Source organism: Paenibacillus sp. FSL H8-0317, assembly GCF_045040685.1.
GTDB lineage: Bacteria > Bacillota > Bacilli > Paenibacillales > Paenibacillaceae > Paenibacillus.
Map to the genome: position 1 here is coordinate 1,136,025 of NZ_CP150294.1, position 24,362 is coordinate 1,160,386.

The window sequence follows — 24,362 nt, forward strand, 5'->3', positions numbered from 1 at the left end:
TAGTAGTTTAGATAAACAACCAACCTGGCTCTTGAATAACAGCGCTTTCAATACAACGGAGTGTTACACAGTGGATTGGAGACTTCCCTCCTTTTGACACGCCAACAACCCCGGTATCTCCTTCAGGAGTTACCGGGGTTGTCCTAAACCGCTCTGGTTTAAAAGCATGGCCCTCGAGTTATGATCACAACGTTATCGTAAGAAATATTGGATCTTATGTCAATAACTTTTTTGAGAGCATTTATTTTCTATTTTTATGTTTACAAAAGCATGTCCGGGGATTTAAACTATTCGCAGATTCACAATATAAGGGCTATGTATCCCGGAACACTTACGTGTGTTTTGGGACAACCCCGTCTCTTCTGAGGCGGGGTTATTTGTATTATGCAGTCGAATCGGGAGAAGAGAGGCGGTTGATGATCGTTGAGTACCCATTCTGTCATCGAATGTTTGGAAGGCATTCAGGCGTCGCGGCTGGGCAATATCCGCAACATTTATGTGTACCTCCCGCCCGGTTACCATGAGCAGACAGCTCGGCATTATCCGGTTTTGTACGTTCATGCGGGGCAGCGGGCTTTTGGTCCATCTGGGCCAGGCAATGAAACATGGAATATGGACCAGGCAGCAGACGGTCTTATTTCCTCCGGGCAGATTGAATCACTGATTATTGTCGGCATTACGCATGTCCGTCCAGTCACGCACAACGAATTCTACCACTTCATTGCTCCTGAGAGAGAGGCCGTGAGTGTGGGGTGCTCAGGCATTGCCTATGAACATTTCATCATTCATGAGCTCAAGCCGCTCATTGATCATCGTTACCGTACGCTGCCGGACAAGTCGAATACCGGACTGTTGGGTTCATCTGCCGCGGCGCTTTGTACATTGCACATGGGGATGCGAAATCCGGATGTTTTCGGAAAACTGATCATGATGTCACCATTCTATGTGGATGTGCAGCTGGACGAAACGTCGGATAGCGGACTGTTGGAAGAAAACATGTACCGTCTGCCAGAGGAAGTACCTGCCGTTCGAATGTGGATGGATATTGGAGATACGGAAGGTCTGTTTCTGCCTTCCCAGGTCAGAAGGGTAGCTCATCAATTACTTGAACGCGGAGTCAGACCGGGTGAAGAATTGGCATTTCTGGAACAGCAGGGTGCCTGTCATCAGGAAGGTGACTGGGGAGCACGCGTTCATCTCCCGTTAATATACATGTTCGGCCACGTGGGTAAGCCCTCTTCGCTCAAGCTGCTTGGAAGGGATGTCATCGGACTACAGGGTGGAATGACCGTGTGTATCAATGCACAGATTCACTACGAGAGTGGGTTGGTTCAGAGTCTGCTGCATGGGAATTATACTTCGAGTGACCCGAATATACTTCAGGTGCATGCGAGTGGAGAGTTAATTCCGGTCGGTATTGGAAGTGCATCCATCACGCTGACTGCGGGGGAACTGTCTACTACACGCATCTATACGGTCATTCCCGAATTGTCTACGCACGTAGAGGTGTGCATCCGTGCAGAAGTAGCCCCCGATGAAGATTCGGAGGAAACGATATATGGTGGCATGGGCATGAAGCTGGTTCGTTCTGGTAAAGGTCGATATGAAGGTAGTTACCGAGTCCCGCGAGATAGTGGTTTCTCCTTCCGATTTACTCGCGGTTTCCGTCGTTTCGAGACCGATGTGGATGGCAAACCTATTGCCAATCGGGTATTTCGAGCAACAGATGATATGTCTGTGCATTACCAAATCCAATCCTGGGGCAGTACGTCAGCCAAAACGGGAACAGGAGGCCCAAAATGAACATTCCTTCATTCGCTCCAGTGCTGGACATTCCCTATTATTATCCCTGCAATTTCCCTCTGATTCATGAAGTGCTCCATCGACAAGGGTCCATCACAAGTCTTGCACTGCTGGCGGCAAGTCGGTTGTACAGCCTTCCTTCGTGTGGGGATAACGGACTGGTGAAGCCTTATTTTCACAAACTGGATTATGTAGAGCCGATCTGGGAGATGTATGGACAGCGGGAGCTGGGAAGCTTCGAAGAGGGGAAGACGCTGATCCGGCAGTATATCGGCGAAGGTGAGCTTTTTCTGGCTACAGGAACCAGTTATCACCTGCCTTATTGTGAGGATTATCAGAATCCCGAGTACATTCGCAAACACGTGAAGCAAGGCTCCCGACTGCATCTGGTAGACCATTGGATTGCCGTGTATGGTATGGAAGATGAGCATGTCCACGTCTATGATCCCGTGCCCTCCAAGTATTATGGAAAGGTTGCTCAAAGGGCCTTTCATGACTTCTGGAAAGGTAACCAAAGCATACCCGAGCTTGCTCAGGCCAAGCGCAAAGAAGAACTTCGAACGTATGGCACCATGGACATTCGGGCGACTGTGAAACTGGACTCAGCGGGTTATCGCGAGATGTTGACCCAGGCGCTGACAACACAGATTGAAGAATTTCTGACAGGCAGGACGATTACACAAGGAGAGCGCAATTATTATTTTGGACATGCGGTATCGCTGCAACTGTTACATGCACTGCATGAGGCGAGTGAAGGGGAGCAGGACAATGAAATGCTGATATCCGGTCTGCTGTTTGATATGCGGTGGAGCCGATATTTTCTAAATGATTTGCTTCAAGAGTCAGCCTTGTGGCTAGGTTCTCCCCTTGATCGATATGCAAGAGAATTTAGCGAAATTATCGTACGTTGGGAGAAGGCCTACAATATGCTTCAGGTCAGTCGAATAAAACAGCGTGAGCAGTGGAAAGTACAGCTAACAGGTGTAATTAAAATGTTGGTCACCGATGAATGGCACTGGTATGAGTCACTTCGACAGTCCATACCTCAGGCAGATTGTTTCCCACGTCAGGCTGTGTCGATGATTGGACAAGAACACAGGGAGGATTTGCTCCGTATCGTATTGGATAGTTGTCGGGAGTTAAACGCGTACCATAATACAACGATTCCACTTGGTGAGGGTGGTAACACTCCACTGTATGGACGAAGTGGGCAACTGGATTCGCTGGAACTCGTGTCATTGCTTGCAGTGGTAGAGCAGGGAATCGAAGATCGATGGGGGACGGGGATGGGAGCCGCACTGGCGGAGATGGCTGCTGCTTCCATGCCGGAAAGCCCATATCAGACCGTGGGTTCACTTGTGGATTATCTCGCACAGCAATGGGCACCTGACCGTGAGGAGGATGCAAGATGATGAACCAATTCTTACTTGAACGATTCGCGGAACAGGGACAGCATCCTGCGCTGATCTGGAAAGATCAGGAGTACAGCTATCGGTGGCTGCTGGAACAGGTTGGCATCATGAGTAAGTGGATTACAGCAGAAGGGCTGACTGGGCAACTTGTAACGCTGGAGGAAGACTATTCCCCCTATGCAGCGGCAGCATTGGTTGCTTTGCTCGGACAAGGGTGTATCGTGCTTCCCATGGATCGGTACCTGGTTGAAGCCAAACGACAGGAATATATCCAGCTGGCACAGGTGAAGTGGCGTTTGGGCATTGAGGATGGCCAGTTGTGCATTCGGCAAACGGGTGAATTATCTGGAGAGGTTCCTGTATTGTTATCCTCGCTGGCACAGGATGGCGTAGGGGGATTGGTACTCTTTTCATCCGGATCAACCGGAGTGAGTAAAGCGACTGTGCATCGTGCAGATCGGCTGTTACATGGTTTTCGGCGGCAAGTTCGGCCTTTGCGAACGATTCCATTCATGATGTTTGATCATATCGGTGGTGTAAATACCATGCTGCAATCCCTGTCCAGTGGGGGCTGTCTGTGTATCATTGCGGATCGATCTCCCGAAGAAGTGTGCCGAACGATTGAGAAGTTTCGTGTGCAGGCTCTTCCGGTCTCTCCAACATTCATGAATCTGTTGCTGCTGGGTAGAAATGATGAGGGGTATGATCTATCCAGTCTCGAAGTTGTGTCATACGGATCGGAAGTGATGCCTGAATCCGTACTGGCAGCCTGGAACCGGAGATTTCCACAACTAAGGACGATACAGGCCTATGGCATGTCTGAACTTGGCATTCTGCCAACCCGCTCCAAAGAACAAGGCTCGCTGTTGTTTTCCATTCAAGACGAAGGGGTCAAGTACCGGGTGGTGGAAGGAGAATTGCAGATTCATACGGAAACCGCGATGATTGGATATCTGAATGCTCCATCACCCTTTACAGAGGATGGGTGGCTGCGAACAGGTGATGAAGCTGTGCTGGAAGAGGGGTATATTCGAATTCTGGGACGTCGTTCCGAGATCATTAACGTAGGGGGACGGAAAGTGTATCCTGCCGAGGTCGAGGGTGTTCTGGAAGAGATGGAATGTATTGAAGCGGCCGTAGTTTCGGGAGATCACAGCGGTATCACCGGTCAGAGGGTGAAGGTGACGATCCGGCTGGCTACAGAATGTACTCTCACCGATCTGCGGCGATCCATCTGGGAATATTGTCGGGACAAGCTGCCTTCATACAAGATTCCGCAGAAAATCGTAATTACACAGGAAGCTCTTGTAAGTTCAAGAATGAAGAAAATACGAAAACCGATGACTTCGATATCCTTCGCCTCGGCTGGGAAATAGGTCGCTGCTTCGAAGAGTTTCACCTTGCTTGAATCGGTATCGCTAACGAACCTCAAACATCGTATTGAGGGAATAATCAAGAAAAGTAAAACCTAACGAATCTCAGTAACGTTATTGCGTCAAAAATACGGCTTCTGCTTGCGAAAATCGACTTATTGGACGCAATAAGGTCTCTCTGAGTCGTTAGGCATTTAGCCCGCGTATAATGAAGCAAATAACGTGTGCTGGGTTCGTTAGGATATGACGTATAAGATGCAGGAGAGGCTGTTCCCCGGTCGTCAATATGACCTGGAGGACAGCCTCTTTGATTTTTTTACCTTGTTAGCCGTATTCCTATCAGGCTTTCGCGGGTTGTTTGGCCTCCATTTGCAGTAAGGAGAATCCGTATGCTTCCAAATCGAGGGTCAGTTTATTTTGCCGAGCTTCCACGGTGTTTGATGTGAACAGATTTCGCCAGACGTTACGATCTGCCAAAGGGAGTTCAAGGGTACACGTCTCATCACCCGCATTCAGCACAAGAAGCATGCGCTCTCCCGTATGCGAATCCAATCGTTCAATAGCAAGACAAGGGTCTCCGGCTTTTGCATATACAATCTTCAGTTCCGTGCTGCGCAGGGCAGGGTGCTGTTTGCGAAGGGCAATCGTACGGGTGAAGAATTCCAGAAGTTCGCGATTCTGCTTGGTCTCATCCCACTCCATACACTTGCGGCAACCCGGATCATATCCTCCATCAAGTCCCACTTCGTCTCCATAATAGATACATGGCACACCTGGATACGTAAGTAGTAACGTAACGGCAAGTTTCATCTTGCGCTCATCTCCATCACACAAGGACAGCAGTCTGGGTGTATCATGACTTCCGAGCAGATTGAAGGCGGCTTCCGTTACAGGCTGTGAATAGGCTGCAAGCAGTTTGCCAATCTCATTGGCAAATCCAAGTCCATCGAGCTTGCCATGCACCGTATAGTCCAATACCGAATTGGTAAACGGATAATTCATCACGGCATCGAACTGGTCTCCCTGAAGCCACATGAGCGAATCATGCCAGATCTCACCAAGCAAATAGGCGTCAGGTTTGATGGCTTTTACCGTCTGACGGAATTCGCGCCAGAACTGATGATCCACCTCGTTGGCTACATCGAGCCTCCAGCCGTCAATGTCCATCTCTTCAATCCAGAAACGTCCTACCTCCAGCAGATATGCCTTCACCTCAGGGTGTTCTGTATTTAGCTTCGGCATAAGCGGTTCAAAGGCAAAAGTGTCATAAGTCGGTATGCCATCCTCCACACGTGGCGGCCAGTCTTTGATATAGAACCAGTCTGCGTAGGGAGAAGTGGCTCCATTCTTCATGACATCGACAAAAGGAGGGAACTCTCTGCCGGAATGATTGAATACCGCATCCAGAACGACACGTATGCCGCGCTGATGACAGGCGTCCACGAACGCCTTGAACTGTTCATTGGTTCCGAAGTGAGGATCAACTTTCATGTAATCGCCTGTATTGTATTTGTGATTCGTCGTGGCCTCGAACAGCGGACAGAAGTAGATGGCATTGATGCCAAGCTGACTTATATGATCCAGATGGTCCAGCACACCTTGGAGATCACCGCCGAAGAAGTTCACCGGTGTAGGTTCTCCTCCCCAGGGTTCTGCATTTTTGGGGCTGATGGATGGATCGCCATTGGCATAACGTTCAGGGAAAATCTGATAAAACACAGCGTCCTTAACCCAGGCAGGCGGTTCAAAAATGTCGACTGGATTCATAAATGGAAAATCAAAGAATTCAAGTGGATGATCAGGCAGCGCCTGCTCGAATCCGCGTTCTGTCATCCAGACCGATTCCTCTCCCTGAATCAGTTGGAATCCATACCGCAATCTGCGATAGGGAGGTGAAGTCTCGGCTTCCCAATAATCGAACATTTCATCCCGGGCAAAGATGTGCATAGGGATATGTGTGATCGTCCGATCCCAGGCATATTTGTCACCGGTAATGGCAATCACCGCATCCAGATCCCCACGTTTGGACCGAAGTCGGAGGTGCATAGTCGAGCGGTCATAAGCATAAGACCAATTGAGTTTGGGGCGGTGGTAGATGGCTTCAAGAATCATGTAAATCACTCCTCGTCAGATGATGAAATTCAGATAAAAGCGGCCATTAAACGCAAAAAAGGCACAACCTCAATTGTTCACGAGGTTGTACCTTTCGGCAGCATAGCCTTTTGATTATAGTGCTATTATACGAACTAACTCAGCAAAAGAAAACACTTTTTTTCCTTAAATTTCAAAAATTCTTAAAAAGGATAAAACGATGATTCCATTCACACGTGAACGCCAGAATAGTGCAGTCTGACGTTATACATGTGTGGCTGTTTTACATTTGGTAGCCGAGTTTTTCGCCATAGGCTCTGATTTCAGCATGGTATTGTTGAATGCTTTTGATTCCTAATGCAATCTTGTCATTACCTTGTTTAAGCAGCTTGCTGTTTACTTTCGTTTTGGCAACAGACTTTTTGAACAATTGATATCCTTCAAGCTGAGCATAGCTGCCTTTGATCAGTTTGGCATGGATTTTTTTTAGTTCAGCGTTCTCCGGTTTGATCTGTTTCAGCATGGAGACATACTTGGTGTAGTTAGGGATAGCTGTATTGTTCAGTTTCAGATAGAAGGATTTGCGATTGGAAGATGTGATGTACGTGCTACCACCCACTGCATTCAACGCTTTCTTCTCGTATACGGCAGGATCAGTCAATGCATCCAGATAGTTGAGGAAATCTTCTTCTTCGACTGTAGGAATCGGTTCTTGTTCTGACGTGTCAACTTCTTCATAGTATTCGTCTTCCGAATATGTAGTGGTTGAGTCATCTGCAGCAGCGGCATAGGACCCTGCAGGTGCGAACACCCCGCCGAGCAATACAAAACTCATAATAAATGATAAAATCCAAGATTTTTTCACGTTAAAAATTCCCCTATCTATAGATGTGATTTTATTCCAATGGATAATCTAACATAGTACGACAAGAAATTACAGGAATTGTTTTACAGTTGATTCATCAGTTAAACGTATATGAATGAATAATGATTCACTATCCAAAAGGACATGTATTAGATGAAGCTACAAGTAAGAAGAGAAATGTGCATGTTAAGTTATAGAGAAAAAATTACATATATGGTTTATGTGGAGGCGTATTGTATTCATATATATTGTATTGGTTGGGTTCATATATCTTTATTTAATGTTGTTTTATGAAGTTATAGAGTTCGACAGGGAGTGAGAAGTTTTTCCAAATAAAATGCTTGTATAATGATTTCATCTCCATTACAATACAATTGATAATGAGATTCAATATCATTTAGATAAAAAAGGGGAGACGGATTTCATGTATAAAGTAAAGAAAAAGCTATACATTTATGCAGCGCTTATTCTGATGATTTCACTACTTGCTGGTTGTGCTTCGGGTGGAAGTGCCGAGACAACGAATACGTCCAGCCAAGCTGCAAGCAGCAATGAGAGCAATAAAGAAAGTGATACAACCGCCAGTGCGACTGAAGATCAGACCCGAGTGATCAAACATGCCATGGGCGAAACCACAATCAAGGGAACCCCGCAAAAGATCGTGACACTGTTCCAGGGTGCAAATGATGTCGTTGTTGCACTTGGCGTGAAACCGACAGGCGTGGTGGAATCATGGGTTCAGCAGCCGGTATATGAATATCTGAGAGAAGATCTGGACGGAGTTCCACAAGTAGGACAGGAATCGCAGCCCAATCTGGAAGAGATCAACAAATTGAAACCCGACTTGATTATTGCTACGAAGATCAGACATGAAGAAATCTATGAGCAACTGTCGCAGATCGCACCAACGGTAGTGACGGAGACGCTTTTTGACTGGAAAGAAACGGTGAAAACTGTTGGGGAAGCGATGAATATGGTTGAGCAATCGGATAAATTGTTGTCTGATTGGGATGGCCGTGTAGCTGATTTTAAAGAGAAAATGGGGGATCGTCTGCCGATTGAAGCAACCATCACGAACTTTAGAGCCGATCAGGTTCGTATTTTCTACATGGGATACGCAGGTAAGATTCTGAAAGAACTTGGGTTCACGAGACCTGCGGGACATGACGCAGACACATGGGGAGTTGAATTGACTTCCAAAGAAAACATTCCGGATATGAATGCAGACATGATCTTTAACTTCAACTCAGGTACAGAAACCGATGCCATTCAGAAAAATTATGATGATTGGACCAGCAGTCCACTGTGGAAAAACCTTGATGCAGTCAAAAACAACCAATTGGTTCAGGTCGATGAAGTGGCCTGGAACATGGCAGGTGGATACACATCGGCCAACATGATGCTGGACGATCTATATAAGCAGTTCAACCTGAACTAACTAACAGGAGCAGGACCTGCCATGCACCAGGACATTCGTTAACGAAGTGTATGGGCAGGCAGGTCTTTTGTCATTTTACAGATGAAAGAGTGAGAATATGTTTCCCCTTTTTACAAAGGCAAGCTCCAAGATCTATGGACTGGTTGGTTTATGCATATTACTTCTACTAGCTTGCCTAGCCAGTATGATTCTGGGACGTACGCATATCACGTTTCAGATGGCATGGGAAGCACTGCAATTCTATGACGAGAGTTCTGTGCAACATGTGGTTCTGCTGACGGAACGATTGCCACGTACGGTTATTGCTGCTGTTGTGGGAGCAAGTTTGGCTGTGGCAGGCGGACTGATGCAGGCATTGACACGTAACCCGCTGGCATCACCAAGTGTGTTCGGGATCAATGCGGGTGCAATCTTTTTTATTGTCATTGCCATCGTGGTATTGTCCGTATCTTCGCTCACCACCATGATGTGGTTTGGTTTTGCTGGAGCTGCGGTTGCCGCGGCGATTGTATATGGGCTAGGTTCCCTCGGTCGTGATGGCCTGACACCGATCAAAATTGTACTGGCGGGTACGGCTATCTCAGCATTGTTTGCCTCGTTCACACAGGCCATTCTGGTGCTGGATGGAACCGGATTGCAGGATGTATTGTTCTGGCTTGCCGGATCAGTAAGTGGTCGGACGTTGGATATGTTATATCCTGTTCTGCCGTACATGACAGCCGCAGCCATTGTCTCTCTGTTCATGGGCAAAGCCATCAATCTGCTCTTGACCGGTGATGATATCGCCAAAGGCATGGGACAGAATGTAATTCTGGTTAAGGTGCTCATGGGAATTGTTACGGTATTGCTGGCGGGTGGTTCGGTTGCCGTAGCCGGTTCAATCGGTCTCGTTGGTCTGGTTGTCCCGCATATCATGCGTGCACTGGTGGGCAATGATTACCGCTGGCTCGTTCCATACTCTATTGTAGGGGGAGCGATTCTGCTGTTGTCTGCGGATGTGGTTGCAAGGCTGGTGATTATGCCGCAGGAAGTTCCACTTGGTGTCATGACTGCACTGATTGGCGGACCCTTCTTCGTGTACATTGCCCGCAAGGGGGTGACGAAGATATGAGGAAGCTGTTAACTTTCCGCAACAAAAAAGACACCATCTCGGTGCAAATGGAACGAAAATCTTTGGTTGTCATCGGCATATGTATACTCCTGTTCCTGGTGGCAGGGGTTGTTGGTACCAGTGTGGGCAGTGACTTTATCTCTCCGCTGGATGTGCTTCGAACGATATTCGGTCTGAATGAAGGGGAGCATGACTTCGTCGTGCTGACCTTAAGACTGCCACGGGTGTTATTATCTCTGCTCGTAGGAGCAGCCCTTGGTATGTCAGGCGCACTTCTGCAAGGCATTATCCGTAATCCGCTGGCCTCACCGGATGTCATCGGCATCACAGGCGGCGCGGCCGTTGCAGCTGTAGGTTTTGTTACGTTGCTGGGTGGAGCGGTAAGTATCAAGTTGTTGCCATTGTTCGCCATCGCTGGCGCAATTGTGACGGCTTTGATTATCTACGTGCTTGCCTGGAAAAAGGGAGTCAGTCCGATCCGTCTGGTGCTGATCGGGATTGGAGTATCGGCCATTACCGGGGCCGGGACGACCTTTATGCTGATCCTGAGTCCGTTCTACACGGCAGGTCAAGCCTATATCTGGCTGACAGGAAGTGTATACGGAGCATCGTGGACCGATGTCCAAACGATTTTACCGGTTATCGTGATCGTTGTACCGCTGGCGATCTGGTTCGCCCGCAGCCTGAATGCACAGGAGTTCGGAGATGATCTGGCTACGGGATTGGGTGTTACCGTTCAACGGCATCGTTCGGCGTTGTTGTTATGTAGTGTATTGCTGGCGGGAATTGCCGTTGCAGTAGCCGGAACCATTGGGTTTGTTGGCCTGATCGCTCCACATATTGCACGGAAGCTGGTTGGACGGATGTTTGGCAGTATGCTGATTGTGTCTGGACTGGTGGGTGCTCTGCTTGTATTTGCGGCAGATCTGATTGCCCGCACAGCTTTTCTACCGTTAGATGTTCCCGCAGGGGTATTCACTGCAGGCGTAGGCGCACCATTTTTCCTGTATTTGTTGTTCAAGAATCGAAATCAGTTTTGAGGAGGAGCGAGCTGTGAGTATTCTGGAAGCCAAGGAGCTTACGATCTCCTATGGAGCAGATCCCATTATTGAAAATTTGAACCTGACCATTCCCAAGGGACAGATTACCGTCCTGATTGGCAGCAACGGCTGTGGTAAATCTACGCTGCTGCGTACGATGGCCCGGTTGCTGAAATCCAGCTCCGGTTCGGTGCTGCTGGATGGTGAAGAGATTGCAAAGCTGCCGACCAAGGAAATTTCAAGACGCATGTCCATCCTGCCACAGGGTCCGACCGCTCCGGAGGGCCTGACGGTGAACCAACTGGTTAAGCAAGGACGTTATCCACATCAAACATGGCTGAAGCAATGGTCACGAGAGGATGAGCGCATGGTCAAGCTGGCACTGGAATCCACACATCTGACTGAACTCGCGGATCGGCCTGTGGATGCACTGTCCGGTGGACAGCGTCAGCGTGCCTGGATTGCAATGACACTTGCGCAGGGCACCGAAACGCTACTGCTGGATGAACCTACAACCTATCTGGATATGACACATCAGATTGATATCCTTGATCTGCTATTTGAGTTGAACGAACGGGAAGGACGCACGATTGTCATGGTACTTCATGATCTGAATCTGGCATGTCGTTATGCGCATCACATTGTGGCTGTTCACAACAAGTCGATCTACGCGGAAGGTAAACCAGAGGATATCGTTACACAGGACATGGTCCGTAAAGTCTTCCAGATGGAGTGTGAGATTGCAGTTGATCCGTTGTTCGGTACACCAACCTGCATCCCGCATGGAAGAGGGAGGAAGCTGAATGGGGAACAGCGTTACACTCAGCTGGCTTGAGGATCAAAAAGTCCGCTCTTGATTCGTTCAACAGTTATTCAAAACTCCACATCAACTCCATTGTATGATCATGCAGATGACAAATTAGGCAAGCCTTTGGTAAAACCATGTCCCAGGCTTGCCTGGTTTGTTGTGCCTGTTATTCGATCCTAAACCACATAAGGCGACTTAAACTCACATAAAATTAAATCTTATTTTTCCTTAAAAGTTTATTATTTACAATATAACTTGAATTGCCATAAAATAGATTTTATATGATATTGATAATCATTATCAATATCATATTACAATAAAAATTGATGAGAGTATGAGCAATATAAGTTTAATTCAAATTTCACACGTTAACGGAGGGGGCAGAAGAGATCTGAAGAAGCGGAGCTACAAGCTTTCTGCAAGAAAGCTGCTTCGTAAGCATAAGCTTCGCCTTTATCACCGGATTTCCCCTTTGTATAAGGGATTCAAAAAATCTGGGGATAACAGCGATCGGAAGATGGTTCTGACCGCGCAGTGGTTTCGTGTAAAAGCAGTTATTCAACTTATATAGGAGCGAGTACTTTCATTCGATCGAGGAGGATTTTCAGTGTTTCCGAAAGGGATTCATAATCTGCAAAACCGACTCATTATAAGCAAAGCGAGAGAAATGGGCATCACCTGTGAGCCACTTCTTGAGGGATGCGAAGATTTTCTGAAGCTGTCTGTAGGGGACAAGCAGATCATCATTAACAAAACCAGATCTCATCGTCTGCCGTTAATCGCTGGACTGCTCGCGAAGAACAAGCAGGCATGCAATATGTTGCTGCATGAGCAGGGGATGCCTGTACCATCGTTTATCGTGATCCCAGAGATGGGGAGCAATGCAGCAGCTTTTCTGAATAGATACCGCTCCATTGTGGTGAAACCGCTGGATGCGAGCAGCAGCATGGGCGTGACTCTGGATGTGCGTACCGAAGATGAACTGAAGGCAGCCATTCATCTTGCGAGTGTCCACGGCAGCAGCATCATGTTGCAGCAATATGTAACCGGAATCGATTACAGAGTGCTGATCATTAACGGTGAAGTGGCGGCTGTGAACCAGTATCGGCCTGTCTATGTCGAGGGAGACGGAACTTCAACCGTTCGGGCATTGATAGAGCAGTTGAATCAGGATCGAATCGAGATGACGCACATTGGCGAGTATGAAGCGTTCCCCGAGGTTAATGCAGAAGCGGAACGACTGCTGGAGGTATTACATGCACAAGGGACAACACTTGATGAAGTTCCTGCCGCGGGAAAAGAAATCGAGCTATACGATCTCCGCAATTCTGCCGCCGGAAAAATCAGTGAATTCTACAAGGATTGTACCGAAATTATTCATCCTGAAAATGCCCGAATGATCACTCAGGCGGCAAAGACTCTTCAGATCGATGTAGCAGGGGTCGATGTTCGTTGTTGTGATATCCGCAATCCAATCTCTAGAGAACAAGGGGGCATCCTGGAAGTGAACGCCTTGCCAGATATGACACACCACGTCTTTCCCCATGGTGGAACAACTCGTGATGTGGTTCGGTTATATCTGGAATACCTGTGTCAGGAGCAACTTGAATATAAGATGTACAGCTTATAACAACGGATAAAAGATGCAGAACAAGAAACACAGGCAGCAGGTTCAGCCTGAATCGATTATAAGGAGCGTTAGAGGGCTATGTCAGTAGAGGTGCAAGAGGTGCAGACGGAATATCTGAAGCTGCAAAATGAGAAGGAATCCAATGCAAGATCGTACCCCAGACATTTCCCGCTAGTCATTAGCAAGGCCCATGGGGTGAAGATTACCGATACGGAAGGCCGCGTATTCTACGACTGCCTGGCTGGTGCAGGAACATTGGCGCTGGGACATAACCATGACACGGTGATCAACGCCATTCGCGATGTGCTGGATCAGCAGATTCCGCTACATACACTGGATTTGGCAACACCGCTGAAGCTTTCATATATGCAAGAACTATTCTCCATTCTTCCGGAAGAGATGCGAGATAAAGCCAAGATTCAGTTCTGTGGTCCAACCGGGGCCGATGCGGTAGAAGCTGCCATTAAGCTGGTCAAACATGCTACAGGTGGTAAATCCATTCTTGCTTTTCAAGGTGGTTATCACGGTTCGACCCAAGCGACGATGTCGATGAGTGGCAACCTGAGCAAGAAACAACATCTGCAAAGCCTGCTACCGGATGTTCATTTCCTGCCGTTTCCTTATGAATACCGCTGCCCATTTGGTGTTGGTGAAGGCATGACGGCCCGGTTGAGCGCACAGTATATCGAGAACCTGCTCGATGATTGCGAGAGCGGTATTGCCGCACCGTGTGGGGTCATTGTGGAGACGGTACAGGGTGAAGGTGGAGCCATTCCGGCAGATATTGAATGGCTTAGGGAGCTGCGCCGAATCACGGCAGAGCGAAGCATTCCGCTTATCATCGACGAAGTGCAGACAGGCATCGGACGGACAGGGCGAATGTTTTCGTTCGAACATGCCGGGATTGTACCTGATGTAATCATCTGCTCCAAAGCAGTTGGCGGAAGTCTGCCCATGTCTGTCGTCATCTATAAGGAAGAGTTGGATCAATGGCAACCTGGTGCACACACAGGCACGTTCCGTGGCAATCAACTAGCCATGGCAGCGGGACTTGCGACACTTCGTTATATTCGGGAACAGGATGTTTTACACAACGTGCATCTACGCAGTGAGCAGTTCATGAATCAACTGAATGCAATGAAAGAGCGGTATGCAGAGATTGGTGATGTGCGAGGTAGAGGACTGATGATTGGCGTTGAGGTGGTTGATCCAATGGGACGCAAGGATCGTCTGGGTCATTATCTGCCTAATGGTGCGCTGGCTGAGTCTATTCAGCGTGAATGTTTCAAGAATGGATTAATTGTAGAACTGGGCGGGCGTCATTCAGCTGTTGTTCGTTTTCTGCCGCCGCTGAATATTACGGAACAAGAATCGGGTGCAATCCTTGCGATCTTTGAGAAATCGGTAGCTGAAGCGATTGCTTTAGCAACGGCTGCATGTTGAAGCTATCCCTGATGAAGAGGCATGCAGTATTACTCGCGATTCTGATCGGTGCCTTTTCGCTGGTGCTGACCAACAGTGCATTTAACCTGCTGCTGCCTTATTTTGTGCAATATTATCAGATCTCTACGACAGCAGGAGGATGGATCATCGCGCTGTACATGCTGGCTATGACGTTAACAATGCCGCTGGCTTCCCTGATTGTGGACCGACTAGGGCGTAAGCAGACGTATATGTTGGGCATCAGTATCTATGGACTGTTCTCGGTAGCAGGTGCGTTGTTTTATCACTCTATTGAAGTACTGTTGCTGGTTCGTTTCATGCATGGCGTTGCCGCGGGGCTGATGATTCCGTTATCCCTTGTGCTGTTGTTTGATGTATACGGCCCGGAGGTACGAGGGCGAATTACCGGAGCGTGGGGTTTGCTGCTTATGCTCGCTCCGGCTGCCGGACCAACACTGGGGGGCTTCATCATTCAGTATGGACGGCTTGAAATGTTGTTCTGGCTTAACGTGCCACTGGCTATATTCTCGTTGATCGGGTGCGGTCGAGTCATTCAGACCTATATCCCTGCCCGTAGGAAAAAATGGCATCCATCCAGTGTCATGCTGCTGATCAGTGCTGTAGGTGCTCTTAGTCTGGGGGTACAGTTGTACGCGAGTCCAGTTGTGGTGGTATGGGTACCTTGGCTGCTGATTGCACTGGGTGTGGGATTACTCATTCGTTTTATCCAGACAGAGAACGGTCGCAAGGAACCATTGATCCGATACCAGTTGCTGCGGCGTAATGCCGTCTTTCCGCTGACCGTGCTGATCTCGACGATTCAGGATTGTGTGATGTTTGGCGTGATCTTTGCATTGCCATTGTTGTTCCAGGATGTCTTCCACTTGTCACCAGCCATGTCCGGTGCGCTGTTCATTCCCTTATCCATCTGCACAAGTCTGTTCATGTGGATTGGCGGCAGCTTGCTGGACCGAGGTCGGTCCATACATTTTATCGCATGGGGCACGTTGCTGGTGTCGATATCCATTCTGTCGTTTGCGGTTCTACCCATGGGAGCATCGATCTGGATCATCGGTATGCTCATGGCGTGCCGGGGAATTGGCGTTGGTCTGTCAGGCATGAGTATCTCTGCTATTGGTTTACAGGCTTTACCGGAGGAAGACATGCATGAAGGCTCGGTGTTATCGACCACAATTGAGCGGCTCGCTTCTTCGTTTGCGGTGATGGGCTTGACCCTATATTACGATATGCGTTGGCAATGGCTTGCCGGGGCAGGAACGTCCATGGAGATGGCCAAATGGGGAGCGCTCAAAGAGATTTGTATCGGACTTGGCTGCGCCATACTGCTTACACTTCCCCTGGTCTTACTTATAACCCGAAAGAAGGTTGGCATCATTGTTCGAGATGGAAAACAAGCTCCGGTCTGAGGCTGAGCAGCAGGCCCATGAACATTCATGCAAACTGCTGATGAACTGTTACATCCGTGAGCTTGCACTAGAGAAGGAAAACGATATTCGGATCAATCCAAATACGCTGACGTACGCTGTTGCTTTTCAAGCCAGCGGGGTGACGGTGACAGGACGCTTGTCTTATTACTCTGCCATGGGGGAGCATGAATACCTCAGCATGGAATCTGGCAGGGAAGTGGTGCATTATCGTGACCTTGTTCGTTGGATCACATCTGAGCTAAGCGGGAATGGGAAACAGGGAGCGAGTTCGGACCAACATGGAATGAAGAAAAGTGTGATGGAAATGAAGCGTTCACTTGAGGTGGATATTGCACATCCAAAGGGCGAGAATACGAATCGTGTAGATGCGACGTATGCCAAAGATTTTGCACAAAAGGTAGATAACAGTGTCGGTAACCTTACGTTGTATATCGAACAAGCAGCCGGTCTCGACATCCACGATTATCGCACATCGGAACAGTCACTGTTGTATGGTCATCCGTTTCACCCTTTCCCGAAGAATTCCAAAGGCTTTAGCGAGCAGGATGTTCAGAACTACAGTCCGGAGTTACGGACATCGTTTCAACTCTGTTATATCGCCGTGAGGCAGGACGTCTACGTGCAGGAATGGGTGGATGATGAGGCGGTAATGGATTTGCATGATCTCCTGCGGAGCCATGTGGAGCCAATTTTAAAAGAAAAGAGTGGAATGTATGGGCTGCTGCCTGTCCATCCATGGCAATACGCATACATATCACGGTTGTCAGAGGTACAGCACTATATTCGAGATGAAAAATTAATCCTACTCGGTAGTGCGGGGCCTACCGTCTATCCAACCTCTTCGGTCCGTACAGTTTATGTTCCCGAATGGAACTGCAATATCAAGCTGTCACTGAATATGCAGATCACCAACATGATTCGCACTAACAGTGCTGAGCAGATGCGCAGAACACTGGATGCCTCCAAGTACGTCAGGCAGCATGACTGCTTCGGCGCCGAACCGAACACGTATATTGCGTATGAGACAGGTGTTGCGACTTGTGCTTTTGAAGATGAAGAGTTAACCAGTCTGTTTACGATAGCTTATCGGCCCATTGAGTTTGATGTCGAGAATACGTATGTCTTATCCAGTCTAGTAGAAGCACCGCTTCCCAGGATGCGGTCGAGACTGATGACGATGCTGGGTGGTGGACGTGACATAGCTGAGCGTTGGTTGGATCGTTATCTGAAATGTTCTCTGCTGCCGATTGTACGGGCGGCGGGAGAGAAAGGTATTCATTTTGAAGCTCATTTGCAGAATACCCTTGTGACCTTAAAGGATGGGTTGCCTGTTGATTTTATCGTCCGCGATCTGGAAGGGGTCAGTGTGGATGAGGAACTTATCCTTGAGCAGGATCGTGCTGCGTCCGATTTATTATTTTATTCGCGAGAGAAAGCCTGGGCGCGGACTTCTTACTATTTTATCGTCAATCATCTGGGTTCTCTAATTCATGCCATGGCGCGAGATGTGAACGTATCCGAGGAGCATTTCTGGAAACAGGTACGTGAGGTACTTGTAGATGAACTGGAACGAACGGGCAATGCATATGTGCAACATCTGCTGACAACGGATGCTTTTCTGGCCAAACAAAACTTGGTGAGTTGTCTAAGAGGGATCAGCCAGACCCCGGCCTACGTGCCGGTGAGCAATGTAATGAAACGAATGGGGAGTGAAGTACGTGGGAGTCGTGGGATACAGGGCTGAAGCAGGCGGCAGGACAGAAGCAGTCTACGTGGGTGTACAGGAACGGATCATGCGGCAGACGTTGGAGGCGATGTGGTTCGAAGGCATTCTGGACAGTCATGTAAGTGGGAGCGAATGGCGAACCGAGGGACTTACATCGTCAGGAAAACCTGTGGCGTACACATGTGAAGCCGAACGGAAGTTTTCATTTGGCCGGGTGAAGGTGAAGAAGGGTTCGATCCAAAGAGAAGGCGTACCTTGCACCGATCTGGATCTGTTTTTGGAAGAAATGGTGTTGAATGCTTTGAAAGGTGCAAATGTCACGGCTTTTATCCAGGAACTGCTCGAAACGATGGCAAAGGATAGTCAGTGCCGGGCGATATTACCTTCGAACATTCCGAGTGAGGATCGGCATTATGATGCGCTTGAAAGTCATATGACTGACGGTCATCTGTACCATCCGAGTTATAAGTCGAGGCTGGGATTTTCTCTGAAAGACAATCTGGCCTATGGCCCTGAATTTAACACGGAGGTTGCATTAGTCTGGGTTGCTGTGAAAAAAGAATTGGCTCAGACCGCTGTATCCGCAGGGTATAGCTCTGAAGAATTGGTAGGGCAACATCTGACCGTAGAGGATATGCAGCGATTTCAACAGATCCTGCAACAACAAGGTCGTGCGGACATGGGCGAAAACGTCAACGCATATGCGACGAGTGCAGATCAGCTTGAGAGCAGTGCCGAGGTTGGTGAAATAACAGCTGTTCATGATAGCTCAATAGGCTCTGGCGTAGGTAGCAAAGGCAGCAAGGTTGATGGAAAAATAAGTGCTGACGCTGGTGATCGCTATGTGTTCATACCAGTTCATCCATGGCAGTGGGAGCATCAGTTGGAATCGGTATTTGCCCGTCAACGGATGGATGGGGACATTGTGTATCTTGGTCCATCGTCTTCGCCCTATCGTGCACAGCAGTCGATCCGTTCACTCTCGAACCGGATAAATCCGGAAGCCCCTTACATCAAGCTGGCCCTCAGTATTACCAACACGTCGAGTACGCGCATTCTGGCACAGCATACAACCCAGAACGCACCGCTGATCAGCGATTGGCTGGAAGAACTCATTCGTGAGGATGAGCTGTTGCAACAGGTGCAGTTTGGCATTTTGAAAGAAATCATGGGACTGTCATTTCGTTATGAGCAGTTGCCTGCAACCCAATATGGACGGGCCTACGGTACACTCGGTGCCATCTGGCGGGAGAATGTTTCTGTTCACCTGAAGCAAGGTGAGACGGCATGGCCGCTGAATGCGTTGATGTTGGTGCAGCCCAATGGTGTTCCGTTTATCCAGGATGCTGTAGAACGACATGGTGTGGAAAAGTGGAGCGAGGCCCTTGTTCGCACAGTTACACTGCCGATTATTCATCTGCTCTATGCACACGGGATTGCGCTGGAATCTCATGCTCAGAATATTATTTTGGTACTGGAAGGCGATCTGCCGAAACGAATCATTATCAAGGATCTGCATGATGGTGTCCGCTACGTACCGGATCAACTGATGTACCCGGAAAGGGCACCGAAGCTGAACCCCGAGCCGGAAACCCATCGCAAGTTCAATCGGTATTCCTTCATCTATGCGGGAGATGTATCGGAAGTCCGTGACTATACGTATGATGCATTCTTTTTTATCTGTATGACGGATATTGCGCTGGCTTTGGAGAAGTTTGGGTTGTCGGAGGAAGCGTTCTGGCAACTGTGCGCAGGTGTGATTGTGGATTATCAGCGAGAGCACCCGGAGTACAAGGAGCGCTTCGCTGCATTTGACCTTTTTGCCGAAGATGCACTGATCGAAGAGATGACCAAGCGCCGTCTGTATGGGGATGGAGAGTTATATTTCCGCAAGGCGAGCAATCCGCTCAAGGTATCAAAGGATGCACTTGAATCAAAGAGAACACCCGAATTAAAGGGAATCGCCAAATGAGAATTAACACGCTGAAGGAAAAAATTGCACGTAAACAACCGGTTTATGGCCTTTTTGTATCGATCCCGCACCCGGTTATCATTGAGATGATCGGACATGCGGAGTATGACTTTGTCATTATTGATCTGGAACATGCCGCAACATCGATGGAATCGGTGGAAGAGTTGGTTCGTGCGGCGGAACTGGTGGGCCTAACCCCGCTGGTACGTATCTCGAAAGTGGAACGAGCAGAGATTCTGAAAGTGCTGGACTGTGGCGCCCAAGGCATCGTCATTCCGCATGTCGAGCAATTGGAGCAGGTGGAGGAAGCGGTTCGTCACGCCTACTATCATCCAGTTGGCATGCGGAGCTTGAACAGTGGTCGTCCCGGTGTGTTCGGGAAATATCCGCTCACGGGATACATTGGGGAAGCGAACGAACAAGTGATGGTTGTCCCCATGATCGAAAGTGTGGAGGGTGTGCGGCAAAGTGCACAGATTCTGTCTCACCCTCAGGTGAGTTTTGTATTGGAAGGGGCGGCGGATCTGTCGCAATCCCTCGGTGTGCCATGGCAGACGGAGCACCCGGATGTGAGACGTGCACTGGATGAATTACATGCTACTGCCCAGCAGTGCAAAGTACCTTATGCAACGGTCACCAGAGGTGTGGAGGATATGTCGCTTTGGGCTGAGCGGGGAGTACATATATACGTGCTTGGTGATGATCGGAATACGGCGTTTCGGGCCTATGCCCAAAAACGGAATGACTACAGGAATGCGGGTGGGCAGATATGAAACCTAGTGTATGGCATGCGATTGATGAACTGCAACGCGGGATGGAAGAACCGGTGTGTGCGTACGTTTACGACCTGGCTGGCATTCAGGAGCAAGTACGTCAGATGTTGGGCAGCATGCCTGGGAACACAGAATTGTTCTACGCCATTAAGGCGAATTCTGATCCGCGGATCATTGAGGCTTTGCTTCCATTGGTGAAGGGCTTTGAAGTGGCTTCGATTGGAGAGCTACTTAAGGTTAGAGCGGTAAGTCGCGAGGTTCCGATTCTGTTTGGAGGTCCGGGGAAAAAGGAGAGCGAACTGCGTCTGGCGATCGAGCATGGCGTGAGCTACATCCATGTGGAGAGTCTGTTGGAACTTCGGCGCATCATTGCGATTGCGAAAGAGAGGGCGATGGAGCAGGAGCAGGTGCAGGAGAGCAGGCAGAAGCAAGAATGGGAGCAGAACCCGGGACATGAGCCAAAACACAAGCAACAACAGGAGCAAGCGCAGGAAGTGCGCATACTGCTCCGAATCAACCTGCGAAGCAGTACGTTACCTCGGACGAAGATTGTTATGGGTGGTGGGCCGAGTCCTTTTGGAATCGATGAAGAGGCAGTGGAAGAAGCCATTGAACTCATTCGTGTGGAAGGCGCGGGTGTGGTTCGGTTAAGCGGGTTCCATTTCCATTCCTTGTCCAACAATATGGATGCCAGGCTGCATGCCGAGATGATCGAGCTGTATTTGCAAAAGGTGGAGCAGTGGCAGCAGCAGTATGATCTACCTATGGAAGTGGTGAATGCAGGAGGTGGATTCGGTGTCACGTATGATGGCAGTCCCGGATTCGACTGGCCATTATTCACTTCTCTGCTGGAGCAAAGTGAAGCCAGACAGCGCCTTGTTTCACGCGGAGGCCAGCTGTATTTTGAATCGGGTCGACTGCTGGTGGCAGACCACGGATATTACGCAGCAGAGGTTACGGATATCAAAACTTCTCATGATCAGTATTTTGCCGTGTTAAGGGGAGGTACGCACCACAATCGTCTGCCTGCTTCATGGGGGCATAACCATCCGTTTCAGATTATGGCGACAGATCGCTGGAAACACTCGTTTGCCCGACCAGAGGTAAGAGATCGTCGAGTTCATGTGGTAGGTGAGCTATGCACACCCAAGGATCGCCTGCATTCCGATGCGGAGGTAGCACTGCTGCGCGTGGGAGATATTATTTTGTTTGAAAAGTCTGGCGCTTATTGCTGGACCATCTCGCATCATGATTTTCTGGGGCATCCGCACCCGGCATTCCATTATCTAACGGAGGACAATGATCATGTCAACACTGATGAAGCGTACCAGTCTGCAAGCCGCTGAACGCCGGATTATGGCGGATCTAATGAACGCCTTCTTGTCGGAGCAATTGCTTCCATTAGAAGGTTATTCGTTCAATGATTTTGCTAAGGCCCCTGCACCGTTCCGTCGATTGTATAAGGAATATGACAGCGAAGAGCTTAATCAGAATGTAGCTTCTCGCTACAGATTACACACTCAAGGTGTACTGTGTCTGGTTGAAGAAGGGGTGAGACAGGGGATTCAGTGGGTCCAGGGTTCACCGATCTACGAGGAGAAAGCAGATGGAAGCTGGGTTCTCCTTGATTCTCCGGTAGAGGTTGGACGTGCCGTGTTACAGAAGGCTTTGTCGGATGAGGCCTATGCGCAGCCCGGAGTGGCGGAGTTTCTTGCTAGTCTGGACATTGCTGTGGAGCAGTATGCTCTGGGCTGGGAACAAGTCCAGTATCTGTCCACCAACGTCCCAGCTTCTGCTTACGAATGGTTTATCAAGGGGGAGCGCGTTGCGGCATTACGGGATCGTCCATTTCACCCATCGTCCAAAGCCAAAGTGGGATTCAATGCAGAGGATGTCACACGGTATGCAGCGGAATTCGGGAAGGCGATTTCGCTGCGCTGGGTGGCTATACGGTTGGATGCAGTGCAGCAAGGTTGCGAAGATGGGATGTCCATTTTGGACGTGTTAGACGATGTTCAGCGTGGAGTAGTGGAAGCCGAGTTTACCCGCAAAGGGATCACGTTGGACGAATATCTGCCGATGCCTGTTCATCCATGGCAATTGGAACATGTGATCCTGCCCCGTTTCACTGGAGAGGTCGAGGAAGGCAGCATTGTCGTATTGGATGTAGAAGGGGGCGACGTACAGGCCACATCCTCTCTGCGCTCGATGGCTCCGTCAACCGAATCTACCCTAATGTTCAAGCTACCGGTTAGTGTGCTGTCGCTGGGGGCAGCTCGCTATCTTCCGGTAGTGAAGCTGCTGAATGGTCTTGCTGGAGAACGTATGCTAAGGCAAGCTGTAGCTTGTGACGAGACGTTGAAGGACAAGGTGTATATGTGCGAAGAGCAGAACTGGTGGGGTTTCATGCCGGAATCCATGGGACTGTTCGATGATCATCCCCGCCACCTGGCTGCACAGATTCGTGTGTATCCCTCTGAGTTGTTGGATGATGATTATAAAGTAATTCCAATGGCCGCACTGGGTGTGAATCTGGAAGGGCATCATCTATTAACGGAGATTCTGGGGGATAACCTGAGTAGCAAGGATGTCCTCGAATTCTATACCAGCATAGCTACAACGTTCTATGATATCGTGATGCGTCTGTTCAAGGTGGGCGTTGTACCTGAGATTCACGGTCAGAACTGCTGTCTGGTGTTACGGGATAATCAGGTAAACGGTCTATTGTTCCGCGATCATGATTCGGTGCGTTTGCATCAGCCTTATCTGGACAAGCATGGCATTGCAGACCCTGCCTATCATATTCGCCCGGGCTACTCGAACAGCCTGTATAACGAGACGATCCAGAAGCTGATCTTCTATGTGCAGTCTTTGGGGACGCAGGTGAATCTGGCTGCGATCATGGAGGCACTGAGCGAGGTGTATCACATCCCGGAAACGAAGTTATGGGAGATCACGGAGCAGGCTTGGAAGGAAGCGCTACAACATGTGCAGCTTCCTGAATCTGATCGGGCCGCGCTCGCTCATGCGATATTCGAGAGCAAGGAGTGGCCCGTGAAGTTAGTTGTCCGTCCGCTGCTTGAAGCGGATGGGGTGCCTGGCGCGATGCCATCGGGCAAAGGCATAGGGTGGAACCCTTTTTACAAGGGATAGAAGTAGAGTAAGGTTGGTGTAGGAGTGTAGAGAGAAGAAGTGGCGTGCTAAAGGATTGATATAGAAGGTGACCCGTTAGACGGGTTGCCTTTTTGGTTTGTTGTTATTGAGTTCGAATGCCAGAAGGGAATAAAATGTTCATCATTATGGCTAAAAAATCTTGCGAAATGGAGGTATAGGGAAGAGACTGGTGGTATAATCGGGTTATGTGTTACAGTCATACTTGAATACTTCCGAAAAGGTTTTCGTAAAAAGCGATATTTAGTGTTGTAACCG

The 24,362-nt window shown here is 48.9% G+C and carries 17 protein-coding genes; 15 read left to right on the top strand and 2 right to left on the bottom strand.

The window, feature by feature from the left end:
• Nucleotides 1–423: 423 nt before the first annotated feature.
• Genes MHB43_RS05175 through MHB43_RS05185 form a run of 3 tightly spaced genes read left to right on the top strand, consistent with a single transcriptional unit; the run spans nucleotide 424 to nucleotide 4,591 of the window.
• The gene (locus MHB43_RS05175) at nucleotides 424–1,803 is read left to right on the top strand and encodes an esterase family protein (protein ID WP_221818866.1); all 1,380 of its coding nucleotides are present in this window, start codon (nucleotides 424–426) and stop codon (nucleotides 1,801–1,803) included.
• The gene (locus tag MHB43_RS05180) at nucleotides 1,800–3,215 is read left to right on the top strand and encodes a hypothetical protein (protein WP_405131487.1); all 1,416 of its coding nucleotides are present in this window, start codon (nucleotides 1,800–1,802) and stop codon (nucleotides 3,213–3,215) included. The genes MHB43_RS05175 and MHB43_RS05180 overlap by 4 nt, the downstream gene beginning before the upstream one ends.
• Complete coding sequence (locus MHB43_RS05185) at nucleotides 3,212–4,591, top strand: ANL family adenylate-forming protein (protein WP_405131488.1); 1,380 nt, start codon at nucleotides 3,212–3,214, stop codon at nucleotides 4,589–4,591. Before MHB43_RS05180 ends, MHB43_RS05185 begins: the two co-directional genes overlap by 4 nt.
• A 336-nt stretch (nucleotides 4,592–4,927) precedes the next feature.
• Here MHB43_RS05185 and MHB43_RS05190 read toward each other — a convergent pair whose 3' ends face one another.
• Both MHB43_RS05190 and MHB43_RS05195 read right to left on the bottom strand, forming a co-directional pair.
• Entirely contained in the window at nucleotides 4,928–6,700 is a 1,773-nt protein-coding gene (locus tag MHB43_RS05190; RefSeq protein WP_339182247.1) for an alpha-glycosidase, read from the bottom strand.
• Between the two features lie 262 nt (nucleotides 6,701–6,962).
• Nucleotides 6,963–7,544, bottom strand: coding sequence for a hypothetical protein (locus tag MHB43_RS05195; RefSeq protein ID WP_076213307.1), 582 nt, complete (start codon nucleotides 7,542–7,544; stop codon nucleotides 6,963–6,965).
• 424 nt (nucleotides 7,545–7,968) lie between these two features.
• Here MHB43_RS05195 and MHB43_RS05200 point away from each other — a divergent pair, with 424 nt between their 5' ends.
• The 12 genes from MHB43_RS05200 to MHB43_RS05255 all read left to right on the top strand — a co-directional run bounded on the left by MHB43_RS05200 (nucleotide 7,969) and on the right by MHB43_RS05255 (nucleotide 24,086).
• Nucleotides 7,969–8,982, top strand: a complete 1,014-nt coding sequence (locus tag MHB43_RS05200) for an iron-siderophore ABC transporter substrate-binding protein (protein WP_339182252.1) — start codon at nucleotides 7,969–7,971, stop codon at nucleotides 8,980–8,982.
• A 97-nt stretch (nucleotides 8,983–9,079) separates the two neighbouring features.
• Complete coding sequence (locus MHB43_RS05205) at nucleotides 9,080–10,093, top strand: iron ABC transporter permease (RefSeq protein ID WP_339182254.1); 1,014 nt, start codon at nucleotides 9,080–9,082, stop codon at nucleotides 10,091–10,093.
• On the top strand, nucleotides 10,090–11,133 hold the full coding sequence (locus MHB43_RS05210) for an iron ABC transporter permease (RefSeq protein WP_339182256.1): 1,044 nt from the start codon (nucleotides 10,090–10,092) through the stop codon (nucleotides 11,131–11,133). Before MHB43_RS05205 ends, MHB43_RS05210 begins: the two co-directional genes overlap by 4 nt.
• Nucleotides 11,134–11,146: 13 nt before the next feature.
• Entirely contained in the window at nucleotides 11,147–11,968 is an 822-nt protein-coding gene (locus MHB43_RS05215; RefSeq protein WP_100526515.1) for an ABC transporter ATP-binding protein, read from the top strand.
• 580 nt (nucleotides 11,969–12,548) lie between these two features.
• Nucleotides 12,549–13,571 carry a hypothetical protein gene (locus MHB43_RS05220; protein ID WP_405131489.1) on the top strand — a complete coding sequence of 341 codons (1,023 nt, stop codon included), beginning with the start codon at nucleotides 12,549–12,551 and terminating at the stop codon, nucleotides 13,569–13,571.
• A gap of 78 nt (nucleotides 13,572–13,649) precedes the next feature.
• Nucleotides 13,650–15,014 (top strand): diaminobutyrate--2-oxoglutarate transaminase, encoded by a 1,365-nt coding sequence (locus MHB43_RS05225; protein WP_339306997.1) that lies wholly within the window; start codon nucleotides 13,650–13,652, stop codon nucleotides 15,012–15,014.
• 11 nt (nucleotides 15,015–15,025) lie between these two features.
• The gene (locus MHB43_RS05230) at nucleotides 15,026–16,441 is read left to right on the top strand and encodes an MFS transporter (protein ID WP_339182262.1); all 1,416 of its coding nucleotides are present in this window, start codon (nucleotides 15,026–15,028) and stop codon (nucleotides 16,439–16,441) included.
• Nucleotides 16,419–18,206: an IucA/IucC family protein gene (locus MHB43_RS05235; RefSeq protein ID WP_339308608.1), complete on the top strand. Its 1,788-nt coding sequence runs from the start codon at nucleotides 16,419–16,421 to the stop codon at nucleotides 18,204–18,206. The genes MHB43_RS05230 and MHB43_RS05235 overlap by 23 nt, the downstream gene beginning before the upstream one ends.
• Nucleotides 18,181–20,160 (top strand): IucA/IucC family protein, encoded by a 1,980-nt coding sequence (locus tag MHB43_RS05240; protein ID WP_405131490.1) that lies wholly within the window; start codon nucleotides 18,181–18,183, stop codon nucleotides 20,158–20,160. The genes MHB43_RS05235 and MHB43_RS05240 overlap by 26 nt, the downstream gene beginning before the upstream one ends.
• Nucleotides 20,157–20,933 (top strand): HpcH/HpaI aldolase/citrate lyase family protein, encoded by a 777-nt coding sequence (locus MHB43_RS05245; RefSeq protein WP_221818880.1) that lies wholly within the window; start codon nucleotides 20,157–20,159, stop codon nucleotides 20,931–20,933. Before MHB43_RS05240 ends, MHB43_RS05245 begins: the two co-directional genes overlap by 4 nt.
• On the top strand, nucleotides 20,930–22,279 hold the full coding sequence (locus tag MHB43_RS05250) for a type III PLP-dependent enzyme (RefSeq protein ID WP_339182270.1): 1,350 nt from the start codon (nucleotides 20,930–20,932) through the stop codon (nucleotides 22,277–22,279). Before MHB43_RS05245 ends, MHB43_RS05250 begins: the two co-directional genes overlap by 4 nt.
• Nucleotides 22,239–24,086, top strand: a complete 1,848-nt coding sequence (locus tag MHB43_RS05255) for an IucA/IucC family protein (RefSeq protein ID WP_221818882.1) — start codon at nucleotides 22,239–22,241, stop codon at nucleotides 24,084–24,086. Before MHB43_RS05250 ends, MHB43_RS05255 begins: the two co-directional genes overlap by 41 nt.
• Nucleotides 24,087–24,362: the final 276 nt, after the last annotated feature.